This is a genomic window from Actinocrispum sp. NPDC049592, assembly GCF_040675465.1.
GTDB lineage: Bacteria > Actinomycetota > Actinomycetes > Mycobacteriales > Pseudonocardiaceae > Kibdelosporangium.
The window spans coordinates 28,479-40,056 of record NZ_JBFAPA010000007.1 but is presented as its reverse complement, the minus strand read 5'-3'; the positions used below and the strand labels follow the sequence as shown (position 1 = coordinate 40,056).

Here is an 11,578-nt window from a genome sequence, read left to right as displayed (position 1 = left end):
GCCAACCCGCCCGGCCGCGCCGCGTGCACTCCTCACGCGCGCAGCCAGGTCTCCGGGCGCCGGGCCGCCCCCCGAGGGTTGCCCGGCGTCCAGACAGAGAGGGTCCTACAGACCCAGGTGGAGATCTGGTGCGAGGTCGTGGACCGCGTCCGTCACCGGGTTGTTGTTGATCACGTGGCCGAGACCGGTCTGGTCCACCACGTCGCCGACCACGCTGTGCCCGGAGGCGTCACCGATCGGCAGGTTCGGCAGCTGGGGCACGTCGACCGGCAGCTGCGGCAGGTGCACCGGCAGGTGCGGCAGTTCGACGGGCAGCTGCGGCAGGTGGATCGGCAGCTGGGGCAGGTGGCTGCCGAGGTCCGGCAGCTGGCCCGCCTGGGCACCGTCGACGGTCTGGTTGGCGACCTCCTGGCCGGCGTCCACGGCGTGGTTGACGTGGTCGGTCGGCAGCGCGGGAAGCGCGGGCAGCTGCGGAACCTCGACCGGCAGGTGCGAGGTCACGTCCGGCAGCGAGGGCAGCCCGGGCAGACCCGGAACCTGCGGCAGCACCGGCAGGGCGGGAACGGCACCGGCGAGGGCGCTCGCGGCGGCGGTCGGGTCGGCGAGGCCCTTGGCCAGCTCGCCCGTCTCCGGCAGCGCACCGGTCACCTCACCGAGTGGCAGGTGACCCACCAACCCGGTGACATCGTCGAGCTGCGGCACGAGGTTGGTGACATCGCCGACACCCGGCAGCCCACCAGCCAGCCCAGTCAGGTCACCCACACCGGCAAGACCACCGGTCAGGCCCGTGACGTCGTCGAGCTGCGGCAGGCCGACACCCGACGCGGCACCGGTCAGGTCACCGACACCCGGCAGGCCATGGGCCAGGCCGGTCACACCGTCGAGGTTCGGCAGGCCCGCGCCGGACACCACGCCGGTCACGTCGTCCATGGGCAGCCCGGCGCCGGAAACGGCACCGGTCAGGTCGCTCACCGGGAGGTGGCCGGCGATGCCGGTCACGTCGTCCAGGTCGGGCAGGCCCGCACCGGCGAGGCCGGGCACCATGCCGGTCACGTTGCCGAGGTCCGGCAGGCCGGGCAGCGACGGGGCCATCCCCGCGAGGCCGTTGAGCTGGTCGGCCAGGTCGATGTCCGGGGCGCCCGGGACGCGCAGGGTGGCGTCGTCGACGTACAGCTTGCCGTCGGCGAACCCGGCCTCGACCGCGCCGACACCCGGGAAGACGCGGGCCTCGAACTCGCCGTTCTGGAACTCGCCGCCGACGCCGAAGTCGCCGACCGCGGTGTCCACCACGTGGGCGTAACCGGCCACGCCGACGCCACGGTCGTCAACGGCGACCTCGCCGGCACCGTCGAACCCGGCCAGCGGGGTGGTGCCCTCGGCCTTGACCCAGCTGTCGGCCAGGCCGGCCGCACCGTCCAGGGTGAGGCTGCTGGTCATGTCGCTCAGGTCGCCGCTGCGCACCAGGTCGGTGACCAGCGGGATGACGTCGTGCACGTCGCCCGGGGTGATGTCGTGCAGGCCGGCGGCCTTGAGGCAGCCGGTCGGGTCGAGGTCGAACGCCTGCTGGGCCGACGGGTCCCGCAGCAGGTTGAGCACGAAGTCGTGCAGGTTGAGCTCCCCGCTGGGGGCGGCGGGCTCGGCGGCGGGCGCCGGCGCCGGGGCGGCGGGGGCCGCGGGCTGGGGGTCGTCGTGAACCAAGGGGATCTACTCCTCGAAGGGACGTCTACAGGGACGACCGGAGCGCGGTCCGGCAGTGCCGAAAAGCTATGTCCGGGGGGCGCCCCCGGACATCGGTGATCACTCCTAGTCATCTGGCGCCCCCATCGGGTTTACTGACCCCTCCCCCATTAGGGGGACTAGGGCATCCCCCTATTTGTCGCGTCCCCGTTCCCCACGGCGGTTGCGGGTTTGGTACGAAGATGTGACCCAAGTGGGTGAAACCCGAACGAGCGAGGAGACCTCCCTGCATGCCATACGTCCTTGGCATCGACGTAGGCACCAGTCGAACCGCGGCGGCCGTGTCCCGGCAGGCGGGCTCCACCTGGGGCGACGCCGAAATCGCCCAGCTGGGTGAACGCGCTGCCAGCATCCCGACGGTGGTGTACTTCGCCGCGGACGGGACCGTCCTGGTCGGTGACGCGGCCCACCGGCATGCCACCTCGGACCCCGCCAACGCCGCTAGGGGATTCGCGCGGCGCATAGGTGACGAGGTTCCCCTGATGGTGGCGGGCGAGTCCTGCACCGCCGAGGCGCTGACCGCCGTCCTGGTCCGGTGGGTGGCCGACGAGGTCACCAAGGCCGAGAACATGGCCCCGGAACACATCGTGCTCACCCATCCCGCCGACTGGGGCTCCTACCGCAAGCGCATGCTGCACCGGGCGCTGCGCCAGGCGAACCTCGACAAGGTCACCTTGCTGCCCGAGCCGATCGCGGTCGGCGAGAGTCACGCGGCTTCGCACGATGTGGTGAACGGGCAAGCCATCGCGGTGTACGACCTGGGCGCCGGAGCGCTGTCGTGCGCGGTGGTCCGGCGATCACCCTTGGGCACCTTCGAGCTGCTCACGTCATCCGAAAGTGTGGAACCCAACGGCGGCGACAGCTTCGACGACGTGATCTTCGACCACGTCCGCGCCGGGGTGGACATCGACATGGCCGACCCGGACGCCTGGGCGACCCTGGCCCGGCTGCGCGAGCTGTGCACGGCGGCCAAGGAGTTCCTCACCACCGGCACGCAGACCGCGGTGCGTGAGATCGAGGTGACCCGCGCGGAGTTCGAGGACAAGATCCGCACCGCGGTCGAGGCCGGCATCGAGGAACTGCTGCGCACCATCCAGTCCGCCCCGGTCCGCGCCGAGGACCTGGCCTCGGTCGTGCTCACCGGCGGGTCCTCACGGATCCCCCTGGTCACCGAGCTGATCGTGGGTCAGCTGCGCAACCAGGTGGTGCTGTTCCCGGAACCCGACCAGGCCTGCGCGCTGGGCGCCGCGATCGCCGCCCAGCGCCTGGTCCCGGCGTCCAAGCCGGTGGTCATCCCGGACGACCCGTTCGAGGACGCGCCGCCGCCGGACCGCCCCGAGGTCGACGTCGCCCCGCTGGACCTGCCGCGGCCGCGGTCGTTCCTGCGGCTGATCACCGGGATGAAACCCGCCGTGCTCGGCGCCGCCGGGGCCGCGGTGCTGGCCGCGGGCGTGGCGCTGACCTTGTACCTGCGCCCCGACCCACCAGCTCCCCCTGCGCCAGCCGCAGGAACCTCGACCGTAGTGAACTCCACGTCAGCACAACAGACAGGCGAGGGCGGCCGTTGAGCCAACGAACAGCGACTCGAGCACGTACCGGGCACGTCCTGGACGAGCAGGCCGGCAGAGTGCTGGCCGCCGTCGAGGCCGACCCCAGCGCACCGGTCGCCGTTGCCATCGTCGCTCCCGGTGGCTATGGCAAGACCACGTTCCTCCGCGCGCTGCGGCGGATCTACGAGAGCGCGGGCGTCCGCGTCGCCGACCAGCCCGGCCAGGACTGCGCGGTCCTCGTCGACGACGCGCACACGCTGCCCGAGGACAAACTGGCGGCGCTGGCCACGGCGTCCCGGCTGGTGATCACGCTGCGCCCATGGCCGCGGTCGCCGGCGCTCACCGAACTCACCCGATCGGTGGGTTCCACGGTGATGCTCACACCTTTGGATCGTTCTCAGGTGCGCACGCTCGCAGCGGGCGTGTTCGGCGCGGCGCCAGCCCCCGAACTGGTGGAATTCCTGCATACCCAAACGGGTGGTGTGCCCGCGTTCGTGGACCGGGTGGTCAAGGCGATGGGCACCCGCCCGGCGACCGAGCTCCCCGAGGCCGCGCTGGCCGCGTTCCGCTACGACTTCGACCTGCTGGACGCGGACGTCCTGCAGTACGTGCTGGCCGCCCAGGCCGGCGCCGGTCTGCGCACGGACTTGCTGGCGTCGCTGCTTGGCAGCGATGCCAACGAAGTCGTGACCGTCATGGAGGCGGCGCGCGCGACCGGACTGCTCGGCCACGACGGTGCGCTGCTGCCGATCTGCCACCGGGCGATCAACGCGGTGATCCCGGCCGAGCGCGGACTCGCTGTGCGGCAACGACTTGCCGAGTTGCTGCTGGAACGCGGCGAGTCGGTGCTGCCGCTGGCGCGGTCGTTGCTGGGCAGCGGGGTCGGCGGAGCCGGTGTGGCAGCGGCATTCCACGCCGCAGCCACCGAGGCCCTGACGGAGGACCCCGCGCTGTCAGCGAAGTTGTTCGCCGCCGCGGTGGCCGCCGGTCGTCCGTTGGTGAAGTCGGCGTCCGGGTGGGCGCGCGCTTCGGCGTTGGCCGGCGACCTCGATTCCGCGCTGCGCCTGGCCGACCAGGCCATTTCCGGCGAAGACCCGGCGGGCCGGGCCGACGGCGCCCGGGTCGCGGCGACCGCACTGGCCCATCGCGGCCAGCTCGGCCGGTCCGCGGAGTTGTACCGGTGGTCCGGGGACAGCTCGTTCGCCATGATCGGGATGATCGGCACCGGGTGTCTGGACCAGGTGCCCGCACCGCCCAGCGACAAGCCGCCGACGCTCCTGGACGGTGCTGCTTCGCTGATGGCCCAAGGGGTTCGTGAGTCGGTGACGGGCAGCCCGGTGGAGGCGTTGTCCGCGCTCGTACGCGCAGCCGGCCTGCTCGAACCCGCGGGCCGCGGTGTTCTGCTCCCGGACAGCCCGGCGGCTTTGGCCGCTTTGGTGGCTTTGCAGTGCGGTGAACTGGGTGTCGCGGAGTCCGTTCTGGACCGTGCGGTGGCCGCGAACATGGGCGGCCCGCTGCTGGCCACCCGGCACCGGTTGCTGCAGGCCTGGATCTGCATGATCCGCGGCCGGCTCACCACCTCAGCGTCCATTTTGGCCTCCACCAGGCCGCGTGAACCCCGGGACTGGCTGTTCGCGGTGGCCCTGGAGGTCGGCCTGGCACGGCGGAACAGCGACGTCCAGACGTTGCGGCGGATCTGGTCGCAGGCGTGTGATGCCGTTGTCCGCCACCCGGTCGACCTGTTCACGCTCCTGACGTTGGGCGAGTTCGTGGTCGCGGCGGCGAAGCTCGGCGACGAGGCCCGGCTCGGCCCGCACCTGCTGGAAGCAAAGGCGTTGGCGGCCCGGCTGGGTGACCCGTCGTTGTGGCTGGCCTGCTTGCACTGGAGCAACCTGCACGCGGCGATCGTCGCGGAGAAGCCGGCGCAGGAGCACGTCAAGGCGCTTTCCGGGAACCCCAGCGGGTTCGGGCAGCGGCTCGCCGAGGCCGCCCAGTGCTGGCTGGATCTGATGGCGGGCAAGGTGGATCCGGTGCGCGCCGAGTCGGCCGCTCGCGGCCTGCACGACGCGGGCATGTGGTGGGACGGCGCCCGGCTGGCCGGTCAGGCCGCGATCCGCACGTCCGACCGCAAGGCCATGGTGACGTTGTTGGACTGCGCGCGGGAACTCCAAGGACGCCAAGCCGCAGCCGATCCGGCCCCGCCGACCAGCGCGGAAAGCCCGTTGAGCGAACGGGAGCAGGAAGTCGCCGCGCTCGTCCTGCAGGGCATGACCTACAAGCAGGTCGGCGACCAGCTGTTCATCTCGGCGAAGACGGTCGAGCACCACATGGCCCGCATGCGCCAACGCCTCGGCGCCACCAGCCGCAGCGAGCTGCTCAACCAACTACGGACGCTGACCGCTCGGTCACCCGGATCAGCCTGACCCCCGGATGGCGGTCCGCATACTCGCGGACCGTCATCCTTTTTCGCTCGAACTGGGACCAAGCCCACCAAATCGGGTGATCCGGTTCGAACAGCCCACGGAACTCTTCGCGATTGCCGTTGTACAGCTCGGTCCGCGAGACCAGCCGCCAGATCGTCCGCCGCACCACCCTGGCCATCACCAGGCTGCGCGGAAGGTCAAGCCAGACAACGGTGTCCGCCCGTGTCCACAACAGATCCCCGAGATACCGGTGGTACTGGTCCTCGGCGACCCACCGGTCCTGTGCCGCGAACTTCGCCACATCCGCCTCGAACTCCGGACGTTTCACCCATCCGGGACCGTGGTGCAGGGCGTCCATCTCGTAGTGCGGCATGCCGAACCGCGCCGAGATCCTGCGGGCCATCGTCGTCTTGCCCGCCCCCGTACTGCCGGCGACCAGCACCCTGTCCATGGTTCGAGCCTAGGAACAGCGGCAACGGCTTTCCGCCGGATGATCCATTCCGCGCGCCCGTTCGGATCATGGTCGCGCCGCGGACCCGCACGATGAGGCGGCTCACAAGGCAAATCCCGCGCTCGCCGGGGCGTTCGCGGGTAGGGTCCGGGCGTGCGGGCGCGGGGGGCTCGGCCAGGAGGGGGATCTCATGGGGGTCTCGCTGTCGCCGATGTCGGTCGCCCGCCGGCCATGGCGTCAAGAAACACGGAGAAACTCAGTGAACCGGTCTTACCGAAGACTGTTAGTCGGTGCGGTGGCTGCGCTCAGCCTGATCAGCCTGGCGCAACCCGCTGTCGTGGCAGCCGCACCGGCTCAGCCGCCGACGGTCGAGAACAAGGGGGCCGACACCAAGGTGGACGCCGGCCGGCAGCGGGCCAACGCCGACGCCGCCGTGACGGCCGCCCGGCAGCTCGCCGCCTACCAGGACGAGTTCATCGCGCTCGCCGCTCCCGCCGCCCAGCAGGTGCAGACCCAGTACAACCTGCCCGCGTCGGTGACCATCGGCCAGGCGATCCTGGAGTCCAACTGGGGCCGCAGCACGCTGTCGGTGAACGACAAGAACTACTTCGGCTTCAAGTGCGTTGATGCGAACACCCCGGGTCCGATCGCGAGCGGCTGTCACGCGTACACCACCCAGGAGTGCACGCCCACGGAATGCCATGACACGACCGCGTACTTCCGGGTGTACTCCTCGATGACGGACTCGTTGCGGGACTACGCGCGACTGCTCACGACCGTCGCGGCCTACGCCCCGGCGCTGCCGTACCGCAACGACCCGAACCGGTTCATCCAGGAGGTCGCCAAGAAGTACGCGACCGACCCGGACTACGCCACCAAGGTCATCAACGTGATGACGACCTACAACCTGTACGGGTACAACAGCGTCTCGGTGTCGACTGTGGTCGCGTGGACGCAGTTCCTGCAGGTCTACGGCCGGGGCATGCCGAGTGCGCACGCCTATCAGCGGCCTTACTCGCCGTCGCAGGGCTGGCTCGATTGGGTGGACCTCGGGGGCGTAATAGGGGGTACTCCCAAGGCCGTCGAGTTCCAGAACAACCTCTACGTGTTCGCGGTCGGGTCGCCGGACCGCCACCTCTACGTGAAGGTGTATAACCCGTCGCTCGGTTGGGGGTTCTGGACCGACCTGGGCGCCACCGTCGACGGCACCCCTGTCGCTGTGCCCGCGGGCGACAAGCTGCACCTGTTCCTGCGTGACTCGTCGAACCTGCACCTGGTGCACCGGGTGCTCGACGGGACGACCGGCACCTGGGCCGATTGGGAGGACCTCGGCCAGACCCTCGGTGCGGCACCGTCGGCGATCCTGACGCCCGCGAACGAGGTGCACGTGTACGCCGTCCAGTCGCCGAGCGGCCACCTGCTGCAGCGCGTGTTCAAGACGGACACCGGATGGGGTGACTGGGCCGACCTGGCCGGAACTCTCGACGGCACGCCAGGTCTGGGGCTACTGGGTTACAAGCTGCATGTCGTCGCACGGGACTCAGCGACGCAGAGCGCGACCGAGCGGGTCCTCGACCTGGTGACCAGTACCTGGGATCCCTGGCAGAGCCTGGGTGGGACGGTCGGCACCAGCCCGACGGTCGTGACCTACCAGGACACTGTGCACATCTTCGTCGCGGGTGTGCCGACCCAGAAGATGTACCAGAAGTCGTTCAACCCGACGATGGGCTGGACCGACTGGGTCGACCACGGCGGCAGCATCGCCGGCAGCCCCGCGGTGACGCAGTACTTCGCGCAGCTGCAGGTGTTCGCGATCGGAACCCCGTCCTACGGCCTCTACCAGCGAGCCTTCACCCCCGGCTCCGGCTGGACCGGCTGGGCCCCCCACGGCGGCACAATCGGCTGATATCCATTCCCTCAAGGACGTGCGGGTCTCATCGAGACCCGCACGTCCTTTTTGGTCGCTAGGCGGTGAGGCCGAGAGCGTCCGGCAGTGCCTCGGTGTGCACGATCGTGAGCTGGGAATTCGCCCGGGTGAGTGCCACGTACAACAGCCGGAGGCCGGTTTCGCCCATCTGGATCACTCGATGGGGGTCGACGATCACCACACAGTCGAATTCCATGCCTTTGACCGTGCCCACCGGGATCAGCGCCAGCCTGCGCTCGCGGTCGATCTCGTCGCCGTTCACCGGGTCCACGCCTTCGGCCTTCAACGCCTTGCGCAGGGGTTCGACATCCGGGTCGGCCGCGATGACGCCGACGCTGCCCTTGTCGATCGGTAGCTTGTGGACGGTCTCGGCCAGGGTTCGCGCGACGGCCTTGAGGTTGGCCAGTTCGATGACGTCGACCGCGTCCGTGGCCTGCCGTGCGGAGGTCGTGGTCGGCAGGTCCGGGGCGATCTCGCCGAGCAGCCGGTTGGCGATGTCGAGGATCTGTTGCGGGACGCGGTAACTGGTGTTGAGGGTGACGATTTCGCCGGGGTGGCCCAGGGTTTTCAGGATGTCCTGCAAGGACGGCAGTCCCCACGGGGTGGTCTGCTGGGCGAGGTCGCCGAGGATGGTCGCGGTTCCCGCGCACCGCCGGGCCACCGCGCGGAGTTGCATCGCGGAGAGGTCTTGGGCTTCGTCGAGGACGACGTGCCCGAACGTCGGCGGCTCGTCGAGGAAGGCGGCGATCTCGTCCAGCAGGACGTGATCCGCGCGGGTCCACTTCGGCCTGGAGTCGCTGTGCAGCGCCTGCTGCTCTTCCTCGGTCAGCACGCCTTGCGCGCACTGGGCGAGGTACTCGGGGTCGGTGTAGAGGCGGGTCAGCAGGTCTTTCGGTTTGAGCGCGGGCCAGATGCCCTCCGCGAAGAGGCGGGACTGCTTGCCGCGGGCGATTTTGCGGGTCGCGGTGTCGCTGAGAAACCGGCCGCGCAACTCGAGTTTCCGGCGGACGCGGTTGGCTATGCGTTCGCGCAGGGCGTCCCGCGCTTCGCCGAACGGTTTGCGGTCCTCGATCAGGTCCCGCATGAGGACCTGGACTTCCTCGGGGTGGACGCGGATGTACGGGCTGGTCTCCTTAACGACGAAGTCCTCGGCGGGTGTGCTGACCGAAGCCCACAATGCCCGTTCGAGAACCGTCGCGAGCCGCGCGTCGCCTTTGAGTTTGGCCAGTACAGGATCTTCCGATCGGGCTTTTCCGCGCCGACGAGCCCAGCCACCGACACGTGTTTGCACTCGACCTCGCCGAGCGCGGGCAGGACGCGGGAAATGTAGTGGATGAACTGGTCGTTGGGCCCGATCACGAGGACACCCTGACGACGCACGTTCTGGTGTTCGAACAGGAGGAACGCGGCCCGGTGAAGTCCGACCGCGGTCTTGCCGGTGCCAGGCCCGCCCTGCACGACGAGTGAGCTGCCGGCACCCAACCGGACGATGTGGTCCTGGTCAGGCTGGATGGTGGCGACGATGTCGCGCATCGGTCCGTAGTGCGCGAGCTCGATCTCGCGCTGAACGAACTCGCTGATCCCCTCGCCGGTCATCTCGGCGAGCAGCTCGTCGTCGAAACTGGTCAGCTCATTGGCGTCATCGAACCCATATCGCCGCCGCTTGACGACCTCCATCGGCTCGGCAGCGGTGGCCCGGTAAAACCTCGCGGCCATCTCCGTCCGCCAGTCGATGACCGCGGGCTCATTGTCCCCATCGCCGACATACCGCCGCCCGATGTAGATGGGCCGCGGCAACGGCCCGTCGATCCGCCCGAAAAACAGCGGAGCGTCATCCCGGTCATCCAGCTGGAACGCCCGCCGGTACAACCACGCGATCATGTCCTCGTCATCACCCCGGGCCACCAACCGATCCGCCGACGCGAGCATCTCCTCCCGATCCCGCCGCAACCGTTCCCGCGCATACACCAACCGCGCCCGCTCAACCCCCAACTCATCAGCAGACACACCAAACCACCCCCAGGAAGTCACGGATTCAGCCGCCCACCCTCCCACAGCGTCGATCTCACGGCACCCCAATTAACCGGGCACCCATTGACCGGCGCGCCCTCGGGCCACCGTAATTACCCGCGATCACATCGAGGGAAAATCGTCGTTCGACGAACGTGTCAAGTGGACAATCTGTCACAATCACGCATCCCCCGGGCCCAACTCGCTAACTCCGCGACCGCGCTCACGACGTACGCGACGAAGCAGCAAGCGTGTTCACCGGCACAGAAACTTCTCACGAAGATCGTCAAACTGCGAAACACAACCGAAAAAACAACCTGTGCACAAGGAACGTCCTGGTAAACAGACGAACCACCGAGCTCGGATGTTCGAAGATCATTCTCATCCCAGACAGCTAAGAGGGCGAATGGACCAGAACAGGCACCTTCAAAGCTCGCGACAAGCACGCATGTCGGTCCGGCTCATCGCGTGTGTCGTAGTTTCCCTGGTCACAGTGGGCGTGGTGATCATCATTGTTGCCTCGAGAGGAAGTTCCGCGCTCCCCGCACAACGGACAGCCACAGGCAATACGCCATCGTTCAGTGAGGAATTATCTTCCCATGTCGCGGAAAAGAGAACATCCGGCCTGAGTCGCGTCCAATCAACCACAATGCCCTCCGTCGCGCTTCGCTCTAGCCCCAGCCAGCCGCCATTCGGCACGTCCACAGCTGTCTGCTCGCCGCTGACCACGCTCCCCAATGGGACGCAGGTTCAGATGCGGTGCTGGGAGGAAGGCAACGCGCCCGTCGAAGCCGACGACCCCAGCAAGCCCGGGCCCATTTCACGCAAATGGTTCTACGTGACCATTGCGACGGGAGAGCACACCGGATGGTCGGGTTACGTCCACGCGGATCTGGTCAAGGAGCAGATCGACGAGACGCCGCGCTGCACCAAAGCAATCATGGACGCCTACCCGATGGGCGACTCCCATCCGGCTCCGCCGATTCGCTTGGTGTTCAAGATCGTGGGAACCTGCACGACCACGGGTGGCACACTCACTGCCCAGTCATCAGGTTTCGCCCCAGGTGGTGAGTACGCGATCGGCGCCGCTTACCCGGATGGCTCGACATATCCGCTTCCGCAGAGGTTCTACACGGTCAACAGCGACGGTTCGGTGAACTGGCACTGCCCGACGCAGATGCGCGAGGACGGCCACAAAGCGTACTTGTCAACGGTCCCCGAGAACATGTGCCGGACTCGCGGATGCGCCCTGTCCGGAACCGAGATGGGCACCGGTGACCAGGTGACCGTCGATTGCGTGACAAACGGCGCTCGCACCACCAACGGCCAAGACAACAGCCCCGTGGACGACGGCAACCCGAGCCTTGCGAGCAGCACGCGATGGTACCGGGGCCACCGCAACGGGCAGACAGGATTCATCTCCGAGGTGTGGATCGCGGCACAGCACCGTGGCCTCGGACTCCCGCTCTGCTGAGTTCCA

The 11,578-nt window shown here is 68.7% G+C and carries 8 protein-coding genes; 4 read left to right on the top strand and 4 right to left on the bottom strand.

Going from position 1 to position 11,578, the window contains the following annotated elements:
- Window positions 1–105 precede the first annotated feature (105 nt).
- The gene (locus AB0J95_RS19120) at window positions 106–1,698 is read right to left on the bottom strand and encodes an IniB N-terminal domain-containing protein (protein ID WP_364758948.1); all 1,593 of its coding nucleotides are present in this window, start codon (window positions 1,696–1,698) and stop codon (window positions 106–108) included.
- A 269-nt stretch (window positions 1,699–1,967) separates the two neighbouring features.
- Between AB0J95_RS19120 and AB0J95_RS19115 the strand changes: the two genes are divergently transcribed.
- Both AB0J95_RS19115 and AB0J95_RS19110 read left to right on the top strand, forming a co-directional pair.
- Window positions 1,968–3,305 carry an Hsp70 family protein gene (locus tag AB0J95_RS19115; RefSeq protein ID WP_364758945.1) on the top strand — a complete coding sequence of 446 codons (1,338 nt, stop codon included), beginning with the start codon at window positions 1,968–1,970 and terminating at the stop codon, window positions 3,303–3,305.
- Complete coding sequence (locus AB0J95_RS19110) at window positions 3,302–5,710, top strand: helix-turn-helix transcriptional regulator (RefSeq protein ID WP_364758942.1); 2,409 nt, start codon at window positions 3,302–3,304, stop codon at window positions 5,708–5,710. The genes AB0J95_RS19115 and AB0J95_RS19110 overlap by 4 nt, the downstream gene beginning before the upstream one ends.
- Here AB0J95_RS19110 and AB0J95_RS19105 read toward each other — a convergent pair.
- Complete coding sequence (locus AB0J95_RS19105) at window positions 5,664–6,161, bottom strand: adenylate kinase (protein ID WP_364758939.1); 498 nt, start codon at window positions 6,159–6,161, stop codon at window positions 5,664–5,666. The two genes, AB0J95_RS19110 and AB0J95_RS19105, sit on opposite strands and share 47 nt — an antisense overlap.
- Before the next feature lie 295 nt (window positions 6,162–6,456).
- Here AB0J95_RS19105 and AB0J95_RS19100 point away from each other — a divergent pair, with 295 nt between their 5' ends.
- The gene (locus AB0J95_RS19100; protein WP_364758936.1) at window positions 6,457–8,067 is read left to right on the top strand and encodes a glucosaminidase domain-containing protein; all 1,611 of its coding nucleotides are present in this window, start codon (window positions 6,457–6,459) and stop codon (window positions 8,065–8,067) included.
- A 58-nt stretch (window positions 8,068–8,125) separates the two neighbouring features.
- On the opposite strand, the gene AB0J95_RS19095 is transcribed toward AB0J95_RS19100, so the two are convergent.
- Together AB0J95_RS19095 and AB0J95_RS19090 are read right to left on the bottom strand one after the other, a co-directional pair.
- The gene (locus AB0J95_RS19095) at window positions 8,126–9,172 is read right to left on the bottom strand and encodes a 3'-5' exonuclease (protein WP_364758933.1); all 1,047 of its coding nucleotides are present in this window, start codon (window positions 9,170–9,172) and stop codon (window positions 8,126–8,128) included.
- Entirely contained in the window at window positions 9,160–10,095 is a 936-nt protein-coding gene (locus AB0J95_RS19090; RefSeq protein WP_364758930.1) for a hypothetical protein, read from the bottom strand. Before AB0J95_RS19090 ends, AB0J95_RS19095 begins: the two co-directional genes overlap by 13 nt.
- Window positions 10,096–10,591: 496 nt before the next feature.
- On the opposite strand from AB0J95_RS19090, the gene AB0J95_RS19085 reads away from it, so the two are divergent.
- On the top strand, window positions 10,592–11,572 hold the full coding sequence (locus tag AB0J95_RS19085; RefSeq protein WP_364758927.1) for a hypothetical protein: 981 nt from the start codon (window positions 10,592–10,594) through the stop codon (window positions 11,570–11,572).
- Window positions 11,573–11,578: the final 6 nt, after the last annotated feature.

Coding starts and splice junctions, on each gene's coding strand:
- AB0J95_RS19115 (WP_364758945.1), top strand. CDS start 1,968: ATGCCATACGTCCTTGGCATCGACGTAGGCACCAGTCGAACCGCGGCG.
- AB0J95_RS19105 (WP_364758939.1), bottom strand. CDS start 6,161: ATGGACAGGGTGCTGGTCGCCGGCAGTACGGGGGCGGGCAAGACGACG.
- AB0J95_RS19095 (WP_364758933.1), bottom strand. CDS start 9,172: ATGCGGGACCTGATCGAGGACCGCAAACCGTTCGGCGAAGCGCGGGAC.